Source organism: Empedobacter sp. GD03797 (assembly GCF_029842105.1).
GTDB classification, from domain to species: Bacteria; Bacteroidota; Bacteroidia; order Flavobacteriales; family Weeksellaceae; genus Empedobacter; species Empedobacter falsenii_C.
Genome location: NZ_JAOCFS010000002.1, coordinates 109,411 through 132,148, shown reverse-complemented (window position 1 = coordinate 132,148; position 22,738 = coordinate 109,411). Strand labels below are relative to the sequence as shown.

The window sequence follows — 22,738 nt, the reverse complement described above, 5'->3', positions numbered from 1 at the left end:
TTAACAAATTCATTTCATTTGATTCTTTACTTTTGAAACTAACAAAACCATAAATTATTATAACATGAAAAAACTTATACTTTCGGTATGTTTTACGACTATTTCTTGTATTGCTTCGTTTGCACAAGCTAAAAAGGAGAACATAAAAGTAATCTATAACACAGATTTTATTTTAGATTTCGATAAAATCAAAAGTAGTATTCCTGCTGCGTATCAAGCGAGTTTCAAAAGTGAAATAGATCGCGGAATTTCGGTGAAATTTGTATTGGAGAGTAATGGAAAAATGTCTTCTTTCAAACCTGAAATTAAAATTGATAATAATCAATCTAATGACAATTCTATTGCGCAGATGATTATTGCTGCAGAAGCAAATCCACAATATAAAGATTATGAAAAAAATGAATTTTATAATGTGAAAGATTTTGGTGTGAAAACCTTTTTGATTAAAGATAAAATTTTTGATTATCAATGGAAAATCACCAAAGAAAAAACAGAAATAGCAGGTTATAACGCGACAAAAGCAGTTGGAATAGACGAGGATGGAAAAGAGGTGATTGCGTGGTATACAACGAGTTTACCTTATAGAGATGGTCCTTATCGTTATGCTAATTTACCAGGCTTGATTGTGAAAGCAGAAATGTCAACAGATGAATTCAAGGCTGTTTTTACGATGAAAGAAATCGAAATTTTAGATAAAGATGTTGTGATTACTTTGCCAACAAAGGGAAAAGTTGTGACAGACAAAGAATTTATGGCGGAAATGAAAGCAATGAATGAACGTCATAATCAAGTAAATCAGGGAGTTGATAAATAACGAAAGAAGAGTTGCAAAAATGTGACTCTTTTTTTGAATAAATATTATTGATTTATTCAATCAATTAAACGAATAATCATTTTGATTTTTGATAATTCTAATCTGTTACTTTTGGAAAAATTAGATTTATGACAAAAAAAGGAAATCACTACAAATTAACATTAGAACAGACCGAATTATTAGACAAAGATGCGCCATTACAAGCTCCAATTGTTTTAGATTTTATGAATCATGATGAGATTTTTAAGATTATTGAAATGATAAAATCTAAAAACCCGTTCGAAAATGAAAATCAATCAGTGGAATTTGCAATAGGTTTGAAGTTATTTTTGGAAGTGGTAATGAAGAATAAAAATAATCCAATTTTTGAGGATTTACTTCCTGCAATTAAAGCTTTTATGCCTAAATTGAAAGAAAATTTAAAATAAAAAAAGATGATTTGGCAAAATGAACTAACAGCATTATTTGGTGTAAAATATCCGATTATTCAAGCACCAATGTTTGGAGTAACGACACCAGAAATGGTTGCTGCAGCAAGTAATTGTAACTGTTTAGGTTCTTTGCCAATTGCCGATTTGGATGCAGAAAATTCGTTGAAGCGAATCTATCAAACCAAAAAATTAACGAATAAACCTTTTGCTGTCAATATTTTTGCAAACGATATTCCTGAAATCGCACCAGAATTAAAACAAAGGTATAATGCAACAAAAGATAAGTTAATTGAGCTTTCGCATCAACAAAAATTTGATGTTGTTTTTCCTGAGATTGAAGCTGTAAAACCAAATGGTTATAAGGAACAAATAGATGTGATTTTACAAGAAAAATGTAATATCTTGAGTTTCACTTTTGGTAATTTGGATGATGATTCAATTAATCGTCTTAAAGAACATAACGTAACATTAATAGGGACTTGTACGACGCTGGATGAAGCGATACAATTGGAAAAGTCGAATATTGATGTGATTTGTGTGCAAGGAATTGAAGCAGGTGGACATCGTGGAACTTTCAATCCAGATATTTTGCCTCAAATTGGTGGCTTTTCATTGTTTTCGCAAGTAAAAGATGTTGTGAAAAAGCCGTTGATTTTTGCTGGTGGAATTTATGATGCGAAAACACTTTTGGCGGCCAAACAGTTGGGTGCAGATGCTTTTCAGATTGGTAGTTTGTTTTTGTGTTCCAATGAAAGTGCGTTAAAATCGTTCGAAAAAGAACGATTAAAAAATGTAAAAGAAAATGAAATTATCTTGACAAAAAGTTTTTCTGGAAGATATGCACGAGGAATAGATAATGAATTTATTCGTTTGTTTGAAAATTCTGAGTTTGTTTTACCTTATCCTTATCAAAATAAATTAACAAATCCGTTAAGAAATGCTTCTAAACTGAACGAAAATACAGCGTTTACGAATTTATGGTTAGGACAATCTTTTAAAAATTTTGAAGAAGATTCTACATCAAATCTTCTTCAAAAATTAATTGATTCAGTGGAAAATTATCAATAATTATCGCATCGATTTTTCAATTCTTCTATCTGGAATCAGCCATAATAAAGCGATTAAAGCATAAATAATAATACCAATTTCGGGTTTTATAAATGAAATTCCGATTCCGACTAAATAACCAATACTAGAGGTTTTTTCTTTTAAACTTCTACTCACAGACTTTCCAATAACAGATTCCTTTCCTTCTTGTTTTATAGCAATTTTTTCAATAATCATAAATGCTACACTGCTCATAAATAGGACAAATCCATAAAAAGCAACAGGAAAAGTTGAGTCATAATTTTCGCCCATCCAACCCGTGGAAACTGGTAGCAAAGACAACCAAAAAAGTAGATGTAAATTACTCCATAAAATCCCACCATTTACTTTCTCAATCGCCTGAAAAAGATGATGATGATTGTTCCAATAAATTCCAACATAAATAAAACTGAACAAATAATTCAGAAATTTTGGGATATAAGGTTTCAAACTCATGATATCATCTCCAAGAGGAACTTTCAAATCTAAAACCATAATGGTAATAATAATCGCGAGAACGCCGTCGCTAAAAGCTTCTAATCTATTTGTAGTCATAGGCTTTATTAGTTTTTTATTATTCAGAATGATGCTAATTTATCAAAATTATTGTAACAATTAGGGATTTGTTTTAAAATTTCTATTATATTTATTTTCATAATTTTAAACCAAGTTTCTCGTAAATAGAGATAGTTTTATGAATACTTTTATTGCAATCCTGAGAGGTATAAATGTAAGTGGTAAAAAAATCATCAAAATGGATGTTTTGACCAAACTTTTAGAGGAACTTAGACTGGAAAATGTGACGACTTACGTACAAAGTGGAAATGCTGTTTTTTCGACAAATTTGACTGATATTAAAGAAATTGGAGATTTAATTCACGATAAAATTGTTGAAAGTTTATCTTTTGAAGTTCCGGTTTTGATTCTTACCATCGAAAAATTAAAAAACATTATTGAAAATAATCCATTCTTAAAGGATTTGAGCATTGATAAAGAGTTTTTACATTATACGTTTTTAGCCAATAAACCTTCGGAAATTAATACTGAAAAAGTTGAAAGTTCAAAAACTGAAGATGAACAATATTTTGTTGCTGATGATGTTGTTTATTTATATTGTCCTTCTGGTTATGGAAAAACAAAATTAACCAATAATTTTTTCGAAAAACTACTAAATGTAAGTGCTACAACACGTAATCAAAATACAACAACTTCTTTATTGCAATTGGCTTTGATGAGAGAAAATTAAAAGAGAATTTAAAAATTATGCATCCAATTATACGAAATATTTTAGCATTTATTGCGGGATTAATTCTCGCGAATATAGTGAATATGTGTTTGATTATTTTAGGAAATAATTTAATTCCAGCGCCAGAAGGAGCAGATATTTCTTCAACGGAAGGTTTGCAAGAAACAATGCATTTGCTACAACCACAAAATTATCTTTTTCCATTTTTAGCACACGCTTTAGGATCGTTTACAGGAGGATTTATCATTGCAAAATTTGCCGCTACAAACAAAATGACGTTGGCAATGGCTTTCGGAATTTTATATTTATGCTTTGGATTGTACATGATCGCCGTAGTTCCTGCACCAACGTGGTTTTCTGTGTTAGATGGATTTTTGGCATATTTACCAATGACTTACATCGGCGCTAAATTAGCTCTATTGAAAAGAAAGTAGAAAATATTTTAACATAAAAAAGCCGTTATTAATCAATTAATAACGGCTTTTTTATGTTTTTGAATAAAATTATTCAGCGATTAATTTATCTAATAAATCATTAATTTCTTTATCATTCCAATCTCTTGTTTTTGTTTCTTTCAACACAACTTCACCTTTCTTATTTAAAATATATGTCGTTGGAAAAACCTTTGGCAACATATTATTAGAAATTGGACTATTTGGCTCATAAACTGGCATTGTATAATTATTTTTTTGCAAAAATGGATTGAAAACTGTTGGTTTATCCTGAATTGCAATCAATACAAATTTTACTTTTTGTCCTTTTGCTTCATACAATTTCTGAATTGTTGGCATTTCTGCTACACAAGGAGGACACCAGCTTCCCCAAAAATTTAGAAAAACAACTTCACCACTTTTCTTGAAATCAATCAAGTTTGTATTCGCAGCGCCGTTATGGCCAATTAAATCAATATCATAATCACTTTCTGTTAATTCTATATCAGAACCAGCAACGTGGCTATTATCTTCCATTTTACCTTTAAAAAATGTCCCAATTGGCGTAAACATAATAGCGACTAAAGCGACAACTACAACGATGGCAAAAATAATTTGCTTATTTCCTTTCATTTTTCTTTTTCAATAAAATCTTACACAAAGATGCGAACAAATAACAAGTTGAACAAATTGAAAAAAATGATTAATTACCGATGTTTTCGTCAATCAAATCTAAAATTTCATTTACAATATCTTCACCTTTATTATTGTTGTAATATTTTTGTAAATCTTCGTGAAAATCATCTGCCGAATACGTGTCAGGATTACTTTTGAAACGCGCCAACATTTCCATTCCAGCTTGTGGACGAGGACCAAAACGGAAAGCTTCTTCATTTTCTTCATTCACTCCAATAATAATCGGAATAGAAGCTGCTCCATTTGTTTTGTATTTTTCCATCAACTCCAAGTTTTCATCACGTAAAACATAATGCGTCGAAACTTGAAGTGCATTTGTCAATTTCTCCACAACAGGCAAAATTTGAGATGCATCACCACACCAACCTTCTGTAATTATTAATAATTTTAAATTATTTGAAGTTGATTTAACGCGTGTTTCTTGCGCAGGATTTAAACTGAATGTTTTAAAAATTCTGTTCATGCGTTGCAATCCCAAAGCATAATATTGTACATATTCTTTCGGATCATCGTTTTCGATTTCGTTTTCCAAATCATCTTCAACGCGTGTGATATAATCTTCGTATGATAAACCTTTGTTGATGTATTCTGTTAAATTCATTTGATTCTAATTTGTTACAAATATAATGCAATTCTACGAGCTTATTTTGTAACAATGATGACATTGTTTGTCGTTAAAAATTGGTAAATTGCGACTTTCGAAAGTAGAAAAATGTATCAAAATCCATTAAAAAAAACAATAGAATATTTAAAAGGTGCTGGACCTGAGCGTGCTAAAACATTGCAAAGTGAATTCAGAATTTTTAGATACGAAGATTTGATACAACATTTTCCTTTTCGTTATGTTGATAAATCAAAATTCTATAAAATTTCTGAAATTTCTTCAACAGCTGCCGAAATTCAATTGAAAGGTAAAATTGTTAGTTTAGAAGAAATTAATCAAGGAAAAGTAAAACGTTTGGTTGGGAAATTTCAAGATGGGACAGGAACTTTAGAATTGGTTTGGTTCAAAGTTTCTTCTTGGCAAAAGGAGAAATTGAGAAATGATCTTTTCAAAGAAGTTGTTATTTACGGAAAACCAAATGTTTTCAATAATAATTTCAGTATCACACATCCTGAAATTGAATTAGTTGAAGATGCAAAAAATATTCCGCTTGGATTATTTCCTGTTTATCCGAGTACCGAAAAGTTGACGAAAAAAGGAATTACGAATCGTGTTCTTCAAAAAATGATGATGAATCTTTTTGCTGAAAATATTGATATTCCTGAGAATTTACCATTAAATGTTCTCGATCATTATAAATTAGTTGGAAGAAATGAAGCCTTAAAAGCAATTCATTTTCCAAAAGATGTAACAGAATTAAATGCGGCAATTCGACGTCTAAAATTTGAAGAATTTTTCTTTCTAAATCTTGCTAATCTCTCTCAAAAAGCAGTCAATAAACAAAAGAATAGAAGTAATCCTTTTCCAGAAATTGGTCATTATTTCAATACATTTTATAATGAATATTTACCTTTTGAATTGACAAATGCGCAAAAAAGAGTGATAAAAGAAATTCGTTTTGATCTTCGTCAACCTGCACAAATGAATCGTTTGTTGCAAGGTGATGTTGGCTCTGGAAAAACGATGGTTGCGTTGTTAACGATGTTGATTGCAGTTGACAATGGTTTTCAGGCAGCTTTAATTGCGCCAACCGAAATTCTTGCACAACAACATTATGAGAGCATTACAGAATTGCTGAATGGTTTGGATGTTTCGGTAGAATTATTAACGGGTTCGGTGACAAAGAAAAAGCGTCAACCTATTTTAGAAAATCTTGAAAACGGAAATCTTAAAATCATTATTGGGACGCATGCTTTGTTAGAAGACAATGTGATTTTTCAGAATTTGGGATTAGCTATTATTGATGAACAACATCGCTTTGGAGTCGCTCAACGTGCTAAATTTTGGAGAAAAGCTAAACTTCCGCCGCATATTTTAGTAATGACAGCTACACCAATTCCTCGTACACTTTCGATGACAATGTATGGTGATTTGGATGTTTCAGTGATCGATGAATTACCAAAAGGACGAAAACCTATTAAAACGCTTCATAAAACGGATGCACATCGTTTGAGTGTTTTCAAATTTATGAAAGATGAAATTGCGAAAGGTCGTCAAATTTATGTGGTTTATCCATTAATTGAAGAATCAGCAAAATTAGAATTGAAAGATTTGATGGATGGCTACGAAAGTATTTCTCGTGCTTTTCCGTTGCCAGAATATGCGATAAGTATTGTGCATGGTCGTCAAAAACCTGCTGATAAAGAATTTGAAATGAATCGTTTCAAAAATAATGAAACGCAAATTTTGGTTGCTACAACTGTGATAGAAGTTGGTGTAAATGTCCCAAATGCTTCTGTTATGATTATTGAAAATTCTGAACGTTTTGGACTTTCTCAATTGCATCAACTTCGTGGTCGTGTAGGTCGTGGTGCGGAACAATCGTATTGTATTTTGATGACAGGTGGAAAATTGAACGAAGTTTCGAAACGTCGTATACAGACGATGTGTCAAACAAATGATGGTTTTCAGGTAGCCGAAGTTGATTTGGAATTGCGTGGTCCTGGTGATATGATGGGAACGCAACAAAGTGGTGTTTTAAATCTTAAAATTGCAGATTTAGCCAAAGACAAAGAGGTTTTGTATGCAGCAAGAAAATGTGTGGAAACTATTCTTTCGCAAGATCCGACACTTTCTTCACCAGTTTGCGAACCAACAAAAAAATATTTTATTGAAAATCATAAAGATAAAGTTGGTTGGAGTCAAATTTCATAAAATTTAACATTAAGGATATGATTAGATGATTTTTTTGGTATAATTTATGGTAAATTAAAAACAAATACAAAACACTGAATTTTATTAGAAACTTTTAATTTTATCAGTTGTGTTAAATAAAATTAACATAAATAAATATTTTTAACACAATATTAGCGTCAACCAAAAAATTATCGATTATGATGTACACAAATTTAGAACTTATCAGAACTCCACAAGGAGTAGAGGTTGAAGGAAACTCTTTATGGAAGTTTAATCAACACTTGAATTTAATGGTATTAATCGCTAATGAATCGATAAAAATTAAACCTTCTATTTCTTTTCAACGATTTAGAAAAAATTAAATAATATCTCTCAAAACCGCTTATTTAGCGGTTTTTTTATTTCTAAACTTCTTTATCATTTTTATTTATTCATTTATTGCGAAATAATATATCATCTTATTCTTCCTTGTAAATAATTGAATTGTAATTATTATAAAAATTAATTATATTTCATAGATTTTATAGATTTGATTTATAGTTGTATCCGATTTAGTTTTGCTCTGTCTTAAAATGATAAATAAAGAATAAAACTATAATTATGATCAAAAGAAGTTTAGTATTAAGTTTAGCATTCCTTTCTACGATTGGATTCGCGCAACAATTAACAACAAACACAGGTGCTCCAGTTGGAGATAATCAAAATTCTAAAACAATCGGAAATAACGGACAAGTTTTACTAGAAGACATTCATTTAATTGAAAAATTAGCAGCGTTTGATCGCGAACGTATTCCAGAACGTGTTGTTCATGCACGTGGAGCAGGAGCTTTCGGAGAATTTGTAGCTGATAAAGATTTTTCTGATGTAACGATGGCTGATTTCTTGTCTACAGCTGGTAAAAAAACACCATTATTTGTACGTTTTTCTACTGTAACACATCAACAAGGTTCGCCAGAAACTTACCGTGATCCACGTGGATTTGCAGTGAAATTTTACACAGAACAAGGAAATTACGATTTAGTTGGAAACAATTTACCTGTTTTCTTTATTCGCGATGCGATCAAATTCCCTGATATGGTACATGCTTTCAAGCCTTCTCCTGTAACAAATGGCGCATCTGATCCAAATCGTGTATTTGATTTCTTCTCTAATTTGCCAGAATCTACGCATATGTTAACGTGGTTGTTTTCAGATTACGGAATTCCAGCAAATTTTCGTCAAATGGAAGGAAATGGCGTACATGCTTACAAATGGGTAAATGCAAAAGGTGAAGTAACTTATGTGAAATACAAATGGGTTCCTCAACAAGAAACTAAAAATTTAACGCAAGAAGAAGCGGATAAAATTCAATCGACTGCAATAGAACATGCAACATTAGATTTACGTAATAAAATTGAGAAAGGAAATTTTCCGAAATGGGATTTATATGTTCAATTATTGAAACGAGAAGATTTTGATAAATTAGATTTCAATCCTGTTGATGTAACGAAAATTTGGCCAGAATCTGTTGCAAAATTAGTTAAAGTTGGAACAATGACATTGAATGAAAATCCAACGAATTATTTTCAACAAGTGGAACAAGCAGCATTTGCTCCAGCCTCTTTGGTTCCAGGAATTGAAGCTTCTGAAGATAAATTATTACAAGGTCGTTTGTTTTCATATTTTGACACGCAACGTCACCGTTTAACGGGTAATTTTCAACAAATTCCTGTAAATGCGCCAAAAAACAGTGTGAAAACATACAATCAAGATGGTTATATTTCGATCCGAGAGCAAAAAGGTGATGTAAATTATCAACCTTCAACTAATCTTCCTGAGGTTGTAGACAATGCAAAATTTAAGTATTCAAAATCTGTTTTTCCTGCGGGAGCAACAACAACTCAGCACGTCATTGATAAAGAAAATAACTTTGTGCAAGCTGGAGATTTGTACAAATCATTCTCTAAAAAAGATCAAGATAACTTAATCAAAAATTTATCAGGAGCTTTGAATGCGGTTAAAAATAAAGTAATTGTTCATAAAATGATTGCACATTTTTACCAAGCAAATACAGAATATGGAACACGTTTGATGAAGGCTACAAATACTTCTATGAACGATGTAAAGCAATATTTACCAAAATAATTTCTATTGGATTGGAGTCGATTGAGTTCGACTCCATGACTTTCATAAAATCAATATTATCATGAAAAAGTATATATTTTTAGCCTTATTTCTATTTAGTTTTTCTTCAATTTATGCGCAAGATTTGTTTAGTGCGGCGAGAGAAAATAATGTGAAGCAAATAGAAGAATTAATTTCGAATGGAAAGCATGTAGATGAAGCAAATCAACGCGGATTCACACCTTTAATTTTAGCGATTTATAACAATAGTTCAGACGTTGCGAAAGTATTATTATCAAAAGGGGCAAATCCTAATGCGCAAGATTTATCTGGAAATAATGCGTTGATGGGCGCAGCTTTTAGAGGATTTCCTGAAATGGCAAATTTACTAATTGCGAATAAAGCTGATGTCAATCAAGTGAATTTCAATGGCGCTTCTGCTTTGATTTTTGCAGTAACATTTGGTCAAAACGAAATTGCTAAGAAACTAATCGAAGCTGGTGCAGATTTAAACATTAAAGATAATAATGGTAAAACTGCTTTAGATCATGCTATTCTACAAGAAAATAAAGAAATGATCGAGTTATTATCGATCAAATAATTTTTATATTTTTAATCTAATCAAAAAGGCATTCAAAATTTCTCTGAATGCCTTTTTATTATTTCGCAATAAACACCGGAATATTAACGCGATGTCTTAATTTATTAATCGTTTCGCCAAAAATAAAATCCATAAAACCTCGGTGTCCGTGCGAACCAACAATCAACAAATCTGCTTGATTTCGTTTACAAATTTCAGCAATCGAATTGATTCGATTATTGTAACCTAGTTCGATTTTAGTTTCATTAAACAAAGGACGAATGATTTCTGCATATTGTTCCAAACGTTTCAAATCTGATAAAGATTCCTCATCATTCGTACGCTCTCCCGTATATTTCGCAGAAGCACTTTCAACAATATGAACCAAAATAATGGCAGATTCAGTAGTAGCTAATTGCGTCGCATAATTGATAACTTTTCGATCCGTTTTCGAAAAATCTAACGCAACCACAATCTTTTTGAAATGTTGATTTGAGATTTCTTCTAACGTAAACTTTTCAAATGGTTCATGAATTTCTTTTTGATTTTCTTCATTTTTCTTCAACATAATTGGAATAAAAAATGTCAGCAATAATAAAACTAAAAGCCCTATTTCTAATGCTACAAGAAAAATGTTTAAAGTGTAAGATTCACTATTTGTCATCCATTTATTCACCTCTTCATACACTAATTGCGCATTCAGAAATGAAATAATAAAAGCGATTGTCCATGCAAAAAATTTGGTTGTTGTATTGATTGCAAAATTCCCCATTTTCGCTTTATCACTCACAAAATGAATTAATGGAATTACGGCAAAAGCCAATTGCATACTTAGAATAACTTGACTGAAAATCAATAAAGATCCAACTTCTTTTTCACCAAAAATAAGAATAACCACAACAGCTGGAACAACGGCTAATAATCGAGTTAAAATTCTTCTCAAAACAGGATTAATACGCAAATGTAAATATCCTTCCATCACAATTTGTCCTGCTAAAGTTCCTGTAACTGTTGAACTTTGTCCTGCTAAAATTAGAGCAACTGCAAATAATTTTGGAGCCAAATCTGTTCCTAAAGTTGTACCTAATAATCTATAAGCATCACTCAGTTCAGCAACATCGTGATAGCCGTTTTTATGGAATACGGATGAAGCTAAAATTAAGATTGCAGCATTGACAAAAAAAGCTAAATTAAGAGCAATTGCACTATCCCAAAAGTTATATTTGAGTGCTTTTTTGATTGAAAAATCATCGCGTTTTATTTGCCGCGTTTGGACGAGTGCAGAATGTAAATAAAGATTATGAGGCATTACAGTTGCACCGATAATCCCAATACTGATGTACAATGCAGCGCTATTTGGAATAGATGGAATAAATCCTTTTGCAACTTCTCCAAAATCTGGTTTTGCTAAAAACATTTCCGTCAAAAAACATAAACCAATCATTGTGATTAAACCAACAATGAAAAGTTCCATTTTTCGCATGCCTAATTTCTGAAGATAAAGTAGAAGAAAAGTGTCTAAGAAACTGATTAAAACACCATAAATTAAATCAATTCCAAAAAGTAAATTTAGACCAATTGCCATACCTAAAATCTCTGCTAAATCACAGGCTGCAATTGCTATTTCGGCTAAAATGTACAAGACGAGATTCATTCCTTTTGGATAAGTTTCTCGGTTGCATTGCGCCAAATCTTTTCGTCGAACAATTCCCAAACGTGTACACAAACTTTGTAATAACAAAGCCATAATGTTACTCATCAACAAAACCCAAATCAAAGTATAACCAAATTGACTACCACCCGCTAAATCGGTTGCCCAGTTTCCTGGATCCATGTAACCAACGCTTATTAAGTAGGCCGGTCCAAAAAAACTTAGAATTTTTCTAAACTTTCCTTTTTTGATTTGAACACTTTCGTGCACATCTTCTAATGATTTTGATTGATTTGGCATTGAATGATATTTCTAATCCAAATTTATGTAAAAATGAACAAAAAAAGCAGTAATCCTAAGAATACTGCTTTAGAAATAGTGAATGAATAAATGGATTATATTGACGAAGTTGTAAAGGCTACGCCAACATTTCTTCTTGAAAATTCGTGAATTAATTCATCTAAAACTGTAGGATCATCAATTGTAGATGGAATTGTGAATGGTGTTCCGTCTGCAATCTGAGATAAAGTTTTGCGTAATATTTTTCCACTTCGCGTTTTTGGTAATCGGCTAACTATTATAGATGTTTTGAAACAAGCAATTCCGCCAATTTCTTTGCGTAATAAAGCAATCAAATCTTTTTCGATTTCTTCTTCCGATTTCGATGCATTTTCTTTTGTAACAATCAATCCGATTGGAATTTGACCTTTCAATTCATCCTTAATTCCTACAACTGCACATTCAGTAATATCAGGATGAGAAGAAACCAACTCTTCCATTGTTGCAGTGCTTAATCGGTGACCAGCAACATTAATAATATCATCTGTTCGACCTGTAATAAATACAAAACCATTTTCATCTTTAAAACCTCCGTCACCAGTTAAATAATGATTTGGAAATTGTTGAAAATAACCTTTTATAAATCGGTGTTCATTTCGCCATAAACTTGTCATACAACCAGGAGGAAGTGGAAGCTGAATCACAATAGAACCTTCTTCTCGCGTATCATTTTCTTGACCTTCGTCGTCAACAATTTTAATATTATAGCCAAAAACAGGCAATCCAGCTGCACCAGGTTCAGGCATTATATTTTCGACTCCAGCACAAATTCCTAACATTGGCCAACCGCTTTCTGTTTGCCACCAATGATCGATTACGGGCAATTTTGAAATTTCTTTTAACCAATAATAAGTAGATGTATCACAACGTTCTCCCGCTAAGAATAAACGTTTCAGACTTGATGTATCATATTTTTGGAATAATTTTCCTTCTGGATCTTCTTTTCGGATTGCTCTAATTGCTGTTGGAGCCGTAAAAATATTTTTGATTTTATGTTCTTCAACCATTCTCCAAAAAGCGCCTGCATCAGGAGTTTTGATTGGTTTTCCTTCGTAAATAACTGTTGTAACACCATAAATTAACGGCGCATAAACGATATAAGAATGCCCAACAACCCAACCAATATCGCTTGCAGTAAGAATTGTATCACCTGGTTCTAAATCGTAAAAATATTTCATCGTCGAATTTAAAGCAATTGCATAGCCTCCCGTATCGCGTACGACACCTTTTGGCGTAGAAGTTGTTCCAGAAGTATACAAAATATATAATGGATGCGTACTCGGAACTTCGATAGGTTCTGCAGGTTGATGTTGATACATTTCATCATAGGTATGAACGTTATCTGCTGTTAAATCATCGGTGTGATTTGGACGCTCAAAAATGATAATGTTTTTTGGCTTGTAAAGTGTTAATTCAATTGCTTCATCAATCAATGGTTTATAATTAATTTGACGATTAATTTCTACTCCGTAAGATGCCGAAATAATAACATCAGGTTGCGCATCATCAATACGAATCGCTAATTCTGGAGCAGCAAAACCTCCAAAAACAACAGAATGTATTACACCAATTCTCGCACAAGCAAGCATCGCAACAATTGCTTCTGGAATCATTGGCATATAAATAATTGCTGTATCACCTTTTGATAATCCTAACGATATAAGACCTCCAGCAAAACGACTCACTTTTTCTAAAAGCTGATTGTATGTAATTTTTTGAACAACTTCTGTAACAGGAGAATCGTAAATTAAAGCAAATTGTTCTCCACGTCCAGCTTTTATATTTTCCTCCAAAGCCAAACGACTCATGTTTATTTTTCCATCAACAAACCATGAATAATATCCGTTTTCATTTTGTTTTAAGATTTGTTCAGGGTAAGTTGACCATGCTAATTTCTGCGCTTCTTCTTTCCAAAAAAACTCAGGTTCTTCAATACTTTTTGAGTATAAAGTTTTGTAATCCATTTATGTGTGTGTTGTGTTTTATTTGTTTTGTTAAGTTAGAAAAATGTTTAGAATTAATAATAAAGTTTAAAATGTTTGTTTTAGGACATTTAAATATTTATCAACTATACAATAAAAAGTAGTATTTAATTGTAAATTGATAAAATCAGATTGTATTAATCAACTTTTATTGTTAAATTAATAGTGTAAAAAATACATTATAAATTTATATTGAATAAAAATAATGACTTAAAATAAGCGATAAAATCAGTTGAATATTATAGTCTATAAAAAATAAAATATTGTATATTTAATCCTTCGAAGAAAGCAGATATATAAAGGGAATTAACGCTTTTTTCTAAATCAACAAAAACATAAGAAAGATGGATACGCCTCATGTTATTACAGACGAACAATTAGAGAGAGAGAACATTGAGATAACGAGACGTTATAAAGAGATGCTTCAAAATACATATGTCACTTTATCAGATGAAGACAAAAAGCTGATTCGTAAAGCTTTTGATTTGGCTGTAGACGCGCACAAAGATCAGCGTAGAAAAACAGGCGAGCCATACATTTATCATCCGATTGCTGTTGCCAAAATTGTAGCCGACGAAATTGGCCTTGGAGCTACGTCTATTGCCGCTGCTTTGATGCATGATGTGGTAGAAGATACAGAATTTACGTTAGAAGATATTGAGAAACTTTTTGGTAAAAAGATTGCAAAAATTATAGACGGATTAACAAAAATTGCGGTCTTAAATAAACAAGATGTTTCGATACAATCAGAAAATTATAAAAAATTATTACTGACTTTATCTGAAGATGTTCGTGTGATTTTGATCAAAATTGCCGATCGTCTACACAATATGCGTACGTTAGAAAGTATGCGCGAGGATAAACAGTTGAAAATAGCATCCGAAACCATTTTTATTTATGCGCCTTTGGCTCATAGAATGGGATTGTATAACATCAAATCAGAATTGGAAGATTTGAGTTTGAAATACACTAAACCAGATGCATATTTTAATATTGAACATAAATTAACAGAAACTGAAGCCGAAAGAAAAAAATACATTGATGATTTCTGTAAGACTATTTCAGAAAAACTTGAAGCCGAAGGTTTAGAATTTGAGATAAAAGGTCGTTCAAAATCAATCAATTCAATTTATCGAAAAACGGTTAATCAAGGAATTCCTTTCGAGGAAGTTTTTGATTTGTTTGCCATTCGTGTAATTTATCGTTCGGATAAAAAGAATGAAAAATTCTTAGCTTGGAAAATTTATTCGTTGGTAACGGATTTATTTATTCCAAATCCAAAACGTATGCGCGACTGGATTTCTCAACCCAAAACAACGGGTTATGAATCGCTTCACGTAACGGTTATGGGACCACAAGCGCGTTGGGTAGAAGTACAAATTCGTTCTGAAAGAATGGACGAAGTTGCCGAAATGGGTATCGCTGCGCATTATAAATACAAAGAAAATGTCTCGGATGACGAAACGAAAGTTGATGAATGGATTCATCAAGTTCGTGAAATGTTGGAGCAAGAAGATACAAAGGATGCGATTGAGTTTATGGATAATTTCAAGTTCAATTTGTACTCCAAAGAGATTTATGTTTTTACGCCAAAAGGAGACTTGCATTCGTTGCCAAAAGGAGCAAGTTCGTTGGATTTTGCTTACTCTATTCACACCAACGTTGGTGACCATTGTTTGGGTGCAAAAGTGAATGGAAAATTGTATCCATTGTCGCATCAATTGCAAAGTGGAGATCAAGTAGAAATCATTACTTCAACGCAACAAAAACCAAAATTAGAATGGTTAGAATATGTTGTAACGAGTAAAGCGAGAAGTAAAATTAAAGCTTCTTTAAACTCAGATAAACGTAAAGTTGCAGAAGATGGAAAAGAAATTATTCAACGAAAATTAAGACACTTAAAGGTTGATTTTAGTGAAAATACGATTAATCAGTTACAGCAATACTTTAAGTTAAGTTCGAGTCAAGATGTGTTCTATAATGTTGCAATGGGAATTATTGACAACAACGATTTGCGCAAATTTGCGGAACGAAATACAGGCTTTACTGGATTAATTAACCGTTTCAGAAAATCAACATTTAATACGACTAAAAAAGATGATATTCCTGTAGACAAAACGAAATTAGATAGTCTTGTTTTTGGGAATGATGAAGAGCGTTTAGATTACGAATTAGCGAGTTGTTGTAATCCAATTCCAGGTGACAAAGTATATGGTTTTATCACAGTTTCAAAAGGAATAAAAGTACATAAGGTAGATTGTCCAAATTCAGTTTCGTTGCAAGCAAATTATGCGTACAGAATTATAAAAGCGAAATGGATTGATTCTTCTCAACAAGAGTTCAAAGCGTTAATTGAGTTACAAGGATTGGATCGCGCTGGAATGGTGAGTGATATTACGTTAGTTATTTCGAAAAATAATTCATTGAACATGCATAGTATTAATTTGTCTGAAGATGCAGGTATTTTTGATGGAAAGATTACGGTTTCTGTTAAAAATAAAGCCGAATTAGAAAAAATTATGATGGAATTGAAGAATATTGAAGGAATTCAGTCTGTAAAACGAACATATAAAAATTAGTTTTTATAAAATATTTGATTAACTTCATATAAATTAACGATTTATGAAAAAATTATTATTAGCTTTTGCATTCCTTCCAATGTTGAGTTTTGCACAAGATGTAAATGAATCTCCACGTAAAGGAATTTTTGATAGTTCGGTTATTAAAGAATCAAATGATCCCGCAGTTTTTCTAGATGGAGAAAGAGTAGATAAAAGTATTTTTACTAAAATGAATTCAGATGATATTAAATATATTGCTGTAATCAAAACAGATAAAAAATATCCAAACGGGAAAATTGATATTGTTTCGAAAAAAGAAAAAGAATCATAAATAAAAAAAGTCCAACATATCGTTGGACTTTTTTATTCGCTGATGTTACTAACAAAGGCACAAAGTTACACAAATCTTTTTGATAATATCGCTTCATTTCTCTTGAATAATCTTGTTAATTTTACATCCCGAAAACAAACAAACTCACGATGAACAAACAAAACTATAATCCAATTGAAGAAGTACTTGAAAAAATCAACGAAAAAGGAGGTTGGGTTAATACGCATTCACACTTAGACAGAGCTTATTCATTGACTTCGGACACTTTCGCATTATCTAATTCTTACCTAAAAGAAAAATGGCATTTAGTTGATGATATGAAACGCAATTCATCTGTTGATGATATTTATTTCCGCATGGAAAAAGCGATTAATTTCATGTTAGAGCAAGGTTGTCAAGCAATTGGTTCTTTTATTGATGCAGACGAAGTGATTGAAGATCGTAGTATACAAGCGGCTCAACGCTTAAAAGATAATTACGGAAAAGACATCGAAATGCGTTTTGCAAACCAAGTGTTGAAAGGAGTTATTGATCCTAAAGCGCGCGAATGGTTTGATATGTCTTCTGATTTTGTGGATATTATCGGAGGTTTACCTGCAAAAGATTTCGGTAGAGAAGATGAGCATTTAGATATTTTATTATCAACTGCAAAATCAAAAAATAAATTGGTTCACGTTCATGTTGATCAATTTAATACAGACGAAGAAAAAGAAACTGAGCAATTAGCTTTGAAAACGATCGAACATGGAATGCAAGGAAAAGTTTCTGCGGTTCACTCAATTTCTGTAGCGGCTCATCCAAGAAAATATCGTTACGAATTATATGATTTAATCAAAAAAGCAGATATGCACATTGTTTCTTGTCCAACTGCATGGATTGATCATAATCGAACAGAGCGTTTGGCGCCTTCGCACAATTCGGTAACGCCAGTAGATGAAATGATTCCAAGAGGAATTAATGTTGCTTTCGGAACAGATAATATTAATGATATTTATAAACCTTTTTCTGATGGTCATTTGTTAACAGAACTGCGTGTAATGCTAGAGTCTTGCCACTTTTATGATGTGGAACAACTTTCTAATATTGCAACAGTAAATGGCTTGAAAGCTTTAGGAATTCAAAAATAAAATGTATATTTATACAAAATTAAATCTCGCAATTGCGGGATTTTTTTTGGAACACAAAATTAAAAACCACAATAAATTATGCGATTAAATGTACAGAATGAAACGGCTCAACTGCAAACTGTAGTCTTGGGTCGAGCAGAATCTAACGGAGCTAATCCTACACTTGATCAGACGTTCGATGCAAAATCTTATGAAACCGTAAAGAATAACGATTATCCAAAAGAAGAAGATTTGATTGCGGAAATGTCAGAATTTGAACAAGTTTTGAAGAAATATAATGTTGAAGTTTTACGTCCAACATTGATCGAAGATTGTAATCAAGTTTTTTCTCGTGATGTCGGTTTTGTAATTGAAGATGAATTCTTTATCGCGAATATTATTCCAGATCGTTTAGAAGAATTACAAGCCTATCGCGAAATAAAACGTCAATTCAAAGGAAATAAAATCAATGCGTTACCAGAAGAAGTTTATGTAGAAGGTGGCGATGTAATTTTGTATAACGACTATATTTTTGTTGGAACGTACAAACAAGCTGATTTCAAAAATTATAAAACAGGACGCACAAATGTTGAATTTGTAGAGTATATCAAAGCTAAATTTCCCAATAAAAACGTCTTGGATTTTGAATTGAAAAAGAATGATGAAGATCCTTACGAAGGAATTTTACATTTAGATTGTACATTTAATCCTGTTGGGAAAGATAAAGCGATTATTTATAAAGACGGCTTTTTATTTGAGCATGAATATCAGCAAATTGTCGATATTTTTGGGAAAGAAAATTTATTCGAAGTGACAAAAGAAGAAATGTATTGGATGAATCCTAATGTGTTTTCAATTTCTCCTGAAGTTGTTGTTTCTGAGAAAAATTTTACGCGTTTAAATGATCATTTAGAAAATGTATGGAACATAAAAGTGGAACGAATTAATTACAGAGAAGTCTCTAAAATGGGAGGTTTATTAAGATGTTCTACAATGCCATTAATCAGAAAATAACATGAAACAAAAACAATATACATCAACTATTTTGATGGTTGAGCCAACAGCTTTTTATTACAATCCAGAAACGGCTGTTAATAATTATTTCCAAACGGAAACAACAGATTCTCAAGAAGATATTCAGAAAGAAGCGTTAGAAGAATTTCAAGGAATGGTTTCTGCTTTGCGTTCAAAAGGTGTAAATGTTATCACGATCAAAGATACTGCTTCGCCACATACGCCAGATTCTATTTTTCCGAACAATTGGATTTCTTTTCACGATAACGGAAATGTAGTGTTGTATCCGATGTTTGCAAAAAACAGGAGAGAAGAGCGTCGTGAGGAAGATGTATTGAGTTTGTTGGAAGAAAAAGGTTTTCATATAGATGATGTGATTGACTTTACATCGGCAGAAGAAGACGAAATTTTCTTGGAAGGAACAGGAAGTATTATTCTTGATCGTGAACATGAACTGGCTTATGCATGTATTTCTCAACGAACTGACGAAGATTTATTGATTGAATTTTGTGAGGAATTAGAATATACACCAGTTATTTTTCATGCGAATCAAACTGTAAATGGAGAACGTAAACCGATTTATCACACCAATGTAATGATGTGTATTGCAGATAAATATGCGATTATTTGTTTAGATTCTATCGATGATAAAAAAGAAAAGAAAGCGGTTTGTGAGTACTTATTAGAAGCTGGAAAAGAAATTATTGCAATTACAGAAGCGCAAATGCATCAATTTGCTGGAAATATGTTGCAAGTAGGTGGTTTAGGACAATCATATTTGGTGATGTCGCAAACGGCTTATAATTCGCTTAATCAAGAACAAATTTCTAAAATTGAGGCTTATAACCCAATTTTACCTGTTAAGATAGATTTGATTGAAAAATTAGGTGGAGGAAGTGCCCGTTGTATGATGGCGGAAGTTTTCTTACCAAAGAAATAAAAAATACACAAAAGGCTACAAATTTCGTAGCCTTTTTTAGTTATACTCTGTCAAGTGTTTCCAAAAACGTTTGGGCATCATTTGGATTTGTAACTTCGAATTTTTCCTTGCTTCGATTGTTGTCGAATTAAAATAAGATTTCCACAATTCTTGGTACAAATTTTCATTTACATCAATGTATTCAGTTAGAGCAGTTGAAGATTTTGGTGTAAAATTTAATTGTATTTGTTGAACATTTCCAGAAGATTTTTCATAATAAATTCCATATTTTCGAATCGTGTCGTAAATAATCCAATTCTGGTCAGCATATCTTTTTCTGAAATGATTAATAATTAAAGGTAAAACATTATATTTTGGATCAGTTTTCGCAAAAAATAAATCTTGATTAATCTTTTCAAAACGGATAAATGCTTCATGATGATGCTTTTCTCGATGAACTGATCGATACATTTTCATGACATAAAAAACATAATCATTTCCATAATTTAATTGAACTGCAGCTGTTTCATTTATGATTAAACAACAATAATAAAACAGCTTTTCGTAGGCTTCAGCTTCTTCTGACAAGAAAACAGCTTGTATAGCTTTGTAACTGGTTTTATTTAGTTTGTCTTTTAGTTTTTTATGTACTCTTTTTGCTTTTGTTTCATCTGTAATCACAGTATAAACTTCATCAAACATCGATGGTAAAAAATCTCTTTCAGAAACTACTTTTATTTGCTTCGGTTTTCTAACATAATAATCAAAAATCAGCGTTAAAAAACCTTCAAAACTATTATCAAAAACATAAATTTCCATTAGTCAAAAAGATTTAATTGATTTGGCTGATTTTTAAGATATTTACTTTTACTAAAACTCAAAATTCTATTTTTAATTTGCGAACCAAGCAAATCTTTTTGTTGAAATTGATCATCTGCACACGTCATGAAAAATTTTGCTCTATTGTAAGCAATTCCAAGACGTTTTAATTGATAAGAATAGATTTTCCCAAACTTTCGAGCGGTAACAATTTTCTTCGCAGATTGAACACCAATTCCCGGAATTCGTAGAATTAAATGATAATCGGCTGTATTAATATCAATCGGATAAAGATGTAAATTTCGTAAAGCATAGCTCAATTTTGGATCAATATCAGTATCCAAATGAGGATTTTGTTGATTAAGAATCTCCGTTACATCAAATTGATAAAAACGCATTAACCAATCTGTTTGATACAGTCTATTCTCTCGTAACAAAGGTGGTTGAGTTCCGATAGACGGCAACATATTATCATTGTGATTGATTGGAATAAAACCTGAATAATACACACGTTTTAACTGGAAATCATTGTAATATTGATTTGCTGTATACATAATTTGCATATCATTTTCGGGCGTTGCACCAATTACCATTTGTGTAGATTGCCCAGCAGGAACAAAGGTTGGAGTAGATTTGATTAATTTTCGTTCAGCATTAAACTCAACTCGTTGTTGATGAATAAATCCTAAAGGTTTTTTTACATCTTCGTGTGATTTTTCTGGTGCAACTAATTTAAGTCCTTCTTCTGTTGGCATTTCGAGATTTATGGACATTCGATCAGCATATAAACCAGCTTCTTTCAATAATTCATCACTCGCTCCAGGAATCGTTTTGAGATGAATATATCCATTAAAATTCTCTTCAAGACGTAACTTTTTCGCAATCAAAAGCAAGCGTTCCATCGTGAAATCAGTATTTTTGAAAATTCCAGAACTTAAGAATAAACCTTCAATATAATTTCGACGATAAAAATTAATCGTTAAATCAACCACTTCTTGCACTGTAAAAGCAGCACGTTTTACATCATTACTTTTTCGAGAAACGCAAAAAGCACAATCATAAATACAATGATTCGTTAATAGAATTTTGAGTAAAGAAACGCATCGACCATCTTCTGTAAACGAATGGCAAATCCCCGACATAGATGCATTTCCTAAGCCTTTGTTTTGGTTTTGTCTTTTACTTCCGCTCGATGAACACGAAACATCATACTTCGCTGCATCTGCTAAGATGCTCAACTTTTCATTAATTCGATCAAAATTCATTCTACTTTGCTTTAAGCAAAATGAATTCTTTTAAAAGTCAAACAATGTCGCTGAAAAAAGTTTAACAAAAAAATTAATCATATTCTAAATTGATTAAAAGTTCAGTCTTTAATCGGCTGATAAAATTACAATCTAATTCAGCAAGAAGAATATCAATTAGTTGAGATAAAAAATCGCGATGAATATAATTAAATACAAAGGTTTTTTCATTGGTCATAAAATAAAAATCAAAATGACTAAAATAACCAGAAATTGATTTAATCTCTAATGTTGGAAGCTCTTCGGGCTGAAAAAAATCACTTAATTTTGAGCGATAATTATGTATTTTCTTGATAGAATTTGAAGTAGAATCAACATATTCTATATTCAAATCTTCAATTTCATCTGAATAAAATTGAAATAAAAATTCGTTTTTAGGATAATCATTTATGTACAAATTGAAACGATTATCTTTTTGGTATAACTGAAAAAGTCGATTAAATTCTTGCACATTATTGATCATAATAGATGAAGTTAAATGATTGATTTGAATAAATTTAATGACATTTAGTTAAATAATCAAAT

General features: G+C 31.6%; 22 protein-coding genes. 14 read left to right on the top strand and 8 right to left on the bottom strand.

Features of this window, described 5'->3' with window-relative positions:
• The first annotated feature begins 64 nt into the window (after window positions 1-64).
• The 3 genes from N5D90_RS02530 (at window position 65) to N5D90_RS02520 (ending at window position 2,313) form a co-directional block, all read left to right on the top strand.
• Window positions 65-814, top strand: coding sequence for a GLPGLI family protein (locus tag N5D90_RS02530; protein WP_280061461.1), 750 nt, complete (start codon window positions 65-67; stop codon window positions 812-814).
• Window positions 815-942: 128 nt separating this feature from the next.
• The gene (locus tag N5D90_RS02525) at window positions 943-1,242 is read left to right on the top strand and encodes a DUF3861 domain-containing protein (protein ID WP_115000261.1); all 300 of its coding nucleotides are present in this window, start codon (window positions 943-945) and stop codon (window positions 1,240-1,242) included.
• A 6-nt stretch (window positions 1,243-1,248) separates the two neighbouring features.
• Entirely contained in the window at window positions 1,249-2,313 is a 1,065-nt protein-coding gene (locus N5D90_RS02520; RefSeq protein WP_280061460.1) for a nitronate monooxygenase, read from the top strand.
• Here the strand turns inward: N5D90_RS02520 and N5D90_RS02515 are convergent, their stop codons facing one another.
• The gene (locus N5D90_RS02515) at window positions 2,314-2,886 is read right to left on the bottom strand and encodes a TMEM175 family protein (protein WP_038335776.1); all 573 of its coding nucleotides are present in this window, start codon (window positions 2,884-2,886) and stop codon (window positions 2,314-2,316) included. It lies immediately after the preceding gene.
• 139 nt (window positions 2,887-3,025) lie between these two features.
• Between N5D90_RS02515 and N5D90_RS02510 the strand changes: the two genes are divergently transcribed.
• Window positions 3,026-3,577, top strand: coding sequence for a DUF1697 domain-containing protein (locus N5D90_RS02510; protein ID WP_280061459.1), 552 nt, complete (start codon window positions 3,026-3,028; stop codon window positions 3,575-3,577).
• 17 nt (window positions 3,578-3,594) lie between these two features.
• Window positions 3,595-4,011 carry a hypothetical protein gene (locus tag N5D90_RS02505; RefSeq protein ID WP_280061458.1) on the top strand — a complete coding sequence of 139 codons (417 nt, stop codon included), beginning with the start codon at window positions 3,595-3,597 and terminating at the stop codon, window positions 4,009-4,011.
• Window positions 4,012-4,080: 69 nt separating this feature from the next.
• Here N5D90_RS02505 and N5D90_RS02500 read toward each other — a convergent pair whose 3' ends face one another.
• Both N5D90_RS02500 and N5D90_RS02495 read right to left on the bottom strand, forming a co-directional pair.
• Window positions 4,081-4,641, bottom strand: a complete 561-nt coding sequence (locus N5D90_RS02500) for a TlpA disulfide reductase family protein (RefSeq protein WP_180906761.1) — start codon at window positions 4,639-4,641, stop codon at window positions 4,081-4,083.
• 70 nt (window positions 4,642-4,711) lie between these two features.
• Entirely contained in the window at window positions 4,712-5,305 is a 594-nt protein-coding gene (locus N5D90_RS02495) for a thioredoxin family protein (RefSeq protein WP_280061457.1), read from the bottom strand.
• Window positions 5,306-5,416: 111 nt separating this feature from the next.
• On the opposite strand from N5D90_RS02495, the gene recG reads away from it, so the two are divergent.
• From recG to N5D90_RS02475, 4 genes are all read left to right on the top strand, one after another.
• On the top strand, window positions 5,417-7,522 hold the full coding sequence (gene recG, locus N5D90_RS02490) for an ATP-dependent DNA helicase RecG (RefSeq protein WP_280061456.1): 2,106 nt from the start codon (window positions 5,417-5,419) through the stop codon (window positions 7,520-7,522).
• Between the two features lie 179 nt (window positions 7,523-7,701).
• On the top strand, window positions 7,702-7,866 hold the full coding sequence (locus tag N5D90_RS02485; RefSeq protein ID WP_280061455.1) for a hypothetical protein: 165 nt from the start codon (window positions 7,702-7,704) through the stop codon (window positions 7,864-7,866).
• Between the two features lie 238 nt (window positions 7,867-8,104).
• On the top strand, window positions 8,105-9,628 hold the full coding sequence (locus N5D90_RS02480; RefSeq protein ID WP_280061454.1) for a catalase: 1,524 nt from the start codon (window positions 8,105-8,107) through the stop codon (window positions 9,626-9,628).
• A gap of 61 nt (window positions 9,629-9,689) precedes the next feature.
• On the top strand, window positions 9,690-10,208 hold the full coding sequence (locus N5D90_RS02475; protein WP_280061453.1) for an ankyrin repeat domain-containing protein: 519 nt from the start codon (window positions 9,690-9,692) through the stop codon (window positions 10,206-10,208).
• A gap of 58 nt (window positions 10,209-10,266) precedes the next feature.
• Here the strand turns inward: N5D90_RS02475 and N5D90_RS02470 are convergent, their stop codons facing one another.
• A complete protein-coding gene (locus tag N5D90_RS02470; protein ID WP_280061452.1) occupies window positions 10,267-12,138 on the bottom strand; it encodes an Nramp family divalent metal transporter in 1,872 nt (623 codons plus the stop codon).
• A 95-nt stretch (window positions 12,139-12,233) separates the two neighbouring features.
• Window positions 12,234-14,141: an AMP-binding protein gene (locus N5D90_RS02465; protein WP_280061451.1), complete on the bottom strand. Its 1,908-nt coding sequence runs from the start codon at window positions 14,139-14,141 to the stop codon at window positions 12,234-12,236.
• 362 nt (window positions 14,142-14,503) lie between these two features.
• Here N5D90_RS02465 and N5D90_RS02460 point away from each other — a divergent pair, with 362 nt between their 5' ends.
• The 5 genes from N5D90_RS02460 (at window position 14,504) to ctlX (ending at window position 20,111) form a co-directional block, all read left to right on the top strand.
• The gene (locus N5D90_RS02460) at window positions 14,504-16,738 is read left to right on the top strand and encodes a bifunctional (p)ppGpp synthetase/guanosine-3',5'-bis(diphosphate) 3'-pyrophosphohydrolase (RefSeq protein WP_280061450.1); all 2,235 of its coding nucleotides are present in this window, start codon (window positions 14,504-14,506) and stop codon (window positions 16,736-16,738) included.
• Between the two features lie 43 nt (window positions 16,739-16,781).
• Window positions 16,782-17,051 (top strand): hypothetical protein, encoded by a 270-nt coding sequence (locus N5D90_RS02455; protein WP_280061449.1) that lies wholly within the window; start codon window positions 16,782-16,784, stop codon window positions 17,049-17,051.
• 149 nt (window positions 17,052-17,200) lie between these two features.
• Complete coding sequence (locus N5D90_RS02450) at window positions 17,201-18,178, top strand: amidohydrolase family protein (RefSeq protein WP_180904365.1); 978 nt, start codon at window positions 17,201-17,203, stop codon at window positions 18,176-18,178.
• Between the two features lie 78 nt (window positions 18,179-18,256).
• Window positions 18,257-19,171: a dimethylarginine dimethylaminohydrolase family protein gene (locus N5D90_RS02445; RefSeq protein WP_115000239.1), complete on the top strand. Its 915-nt coding sequence runs from the start codon at window positions 18,257-18,259 to the stop codon at window positions 19,169-19,171.
• A 1-nt stretch (window position 19,172) separates the two neighbouring features.
• Entirely contained in the window at window positions 19,173-20,111 is a 939-nt protein-coding gene (gene ctlX / locus N5D90_RS02440) for a citrulline utilization hydrolase CtlX (RefSeq protein WP_038335795.1), read from the top strand.
• Window positions 20,112-20,147: 36 nt separating this feature from the next.
• Here the strand turns inward: ctlX and N5D90_RS02435 are convergent, their stop codons facing one another.
• The 3 genes from N5D90_RS02435 to N5D90_RS02425 all read right to left on the bottom strand — a co-directional run bounded on the left by N5D90_RS02435 (window position 20,148) and on the right by N5D90_RS02425 (window position 22,676).
• The gene (locus N5D90_RS02435) at window positions 20,148-20,909 is read right to left on the bottom strand and encodes a TIGR03915 family putative DNA repair protein (RefSeq protein WP_038335797.1); all 762 of its coding nucleotides are present in this window, start codon (window positions 20,907-20,909) and stop codon (window positions 20,148-20,150) included.
• Complete coding sequence (locus N5D90_RS02430) at window positions 20,909-22,174, bottom strand: putative DNA modification/repair radical SAM protein (RefSeq protein WP_038335798.1); 1,266 nt, start codon at window positions 22,172-22,174, stop codon at window positions 20,909-20,911. The genes N5D90_RS02435 and N5D90_RS02430 overlap by 1 nt, the downstream gene beginning before the upstream one ends.
• Window positions 22,175-22,247: 73 nt before the next feature.
• A complete protein-coding gene (locus N5D90_RS02425; RefSeq protein WP_115000237.1) occupies window positions 22,248-22,676 on the bottom strand; it encodes a hypothetical protein in 429 nt (142 codons plus the stop codon).
• Window positions 22,677-22,738: the final 62 nt, after the last annotated feature.

Excerpts from the sequence above, each read along its gene's own strand:
- N5D90_RS02515 (WP_038335776.1), bottom strand. The coding sequence starts at position 2,886 with ATGACTACAAATAGATTAGAAGCTTTTAGCGACGGCGTTCTCGCGATT.
- N5D90_RS02470 (WP_280061452.1), bottom strand. The coding sequence starts at position 12,138 with ATGCCAAATCAATCAAAATCATTAGAAGATGTGCACGAAAGTGTTCAA.
- N5D90_RS02460 (WP_280061450.1), top strand. The coding sequence starts at position 14,504 with ATGGATACGCCTCATGTTATTACAGACGAACAATTAGAGAGAGAGAAC.
- N5D90_RS02520 (WP_280061460.1), top strand. The coding sequence starts at position 1,249 with ATGATTTGGCAAAATGAACTAACAGCATTATTTGGTGTAAAATATCCG.
- N5D90_RS02435 (WP_038335797.1), bottom strand. The coding sequence starts at position 20,909 with ATGGAAATTTATGTTTTTGATAATAGTTTTGAAGGTTTTTTAACGCTG.
- N5D90_RS02505 (WP_280061458.1), top strand. The coding sequence starts at position 3,595 with ATGCATCCAATTATACGAAATATTTTAGCATTTATTGCGGGATTAATT.
- N5D90_RS02495 (WP_280061457.1), bottom strand. The coding sequence starts at position 5,305 with ATGAATTTAACAGAATACATCAACAAAGGTTTATCATACGAAGATTAT.
- N5D90_RS02425 (WP_115000237.1), bottom strand. The coding sequence starts at position 22,676 with ATGATCAATAATGTGCAAGAATTTAATCGACTTTTTCAGTTATACCAA.
- N5D90_RS02475 (WP_280061453.1), top strand. The coding sequence starts at position 9,690 with ATGAAAAAGTATATATTTTTAGCCTTATTTCTATTTAGTTTTTCTTCA.
- N5D90_RS02450 (WP_180904365.1), top strand. The coding sequence starts at position 17,201 with ATGAACAAACAAAACTATAATCCAATTGAAGAAGTACTTGAAAAAATC.
- N5D90_RS02510 (WP_280061459.1), top strand. The coding sequence starts at position 3,026 with ATGAATACTTTTATTGCAATCCTGAGAGGTATAAATGTAAGTGGTAAA.
- N5D90_RS02530 (WP_280061461.1), top strand. The coding sequence starts at position 65 with ATGAAAAAACTTATACTTTCGGTATGTTTTACGACTATTTCTTGTATT.
- N5D90_RS02465 (WP_280061451.1), bottom strand. The coding sequence starts at position 14,141 with ATGGATTACAAAACTTTATACTCAAAAAGTATTGAAGAACCTGAGTTT.
- N5D90_RS02485 (WP_280061455.1), top strand. The coding sequence starts at position 7,702 with ATGATGTACACAAATTTAGAACTTATCAGAACTCCACAAGGAGTAGAG.
- N5D90_RS02480 (WP_280061454.1), top strand. The coding sequence starts at position 8,105 with ATGATCAAAAGAAGTTTAGTATTAAGTTTAGCATTCCTTTCTACGATT.
- N5D90_RS02525 (WP_115000261.1), top strand. The coding sequence starts at position 943 with ATGACAAAAAAAGGAAATCACTACAAATTAACATTAGAACAGACCGAA.
- N5D90_RS02430 (WP_038335798.1), bottom strand. The coding sequence starts at position 22,174 with ATGAATTTTGATCGAATTAATGAAAAGTTGAGCATCTTAGCAGATGCA.
- N5D90_RS02445 (WP_115000239.1), top strand. The coding sequence starts at position 18,257 with ATGCGATTAAATGTACAGAATGAAACGGCTCAACTGCAAACTGTAGTC.
- N5D90_RS02455 (WP_280061449.1), top strand. The coding sequence starts at position 16,782 with ATGAAAAAATTATTATTAGCTTTTGCATTCCTTCCAATGTTGAGTTTT.
- ctlX (WP_038335795.1), top strand. The coding sequence starts at position 19,173 with ATGAAACAAAAACAATATACATCAACTATTTTGATGGTTGAGCCAACA.
- N5D90_RS02500 (WP_180906761.1), bottom strand. The coding sequence starts at position 4,641 with ATGAAAGGAAATAAGCAAATTATTTTTGCCATCGTTGTAGTTGTCGCT.
- recG (WP_280061456.1), top strand. The coding sequence starts at position 5,417 with ATGTATCAAAATCCATTAAAAAAAACAATAGAATATTTAAAAGGTGCT.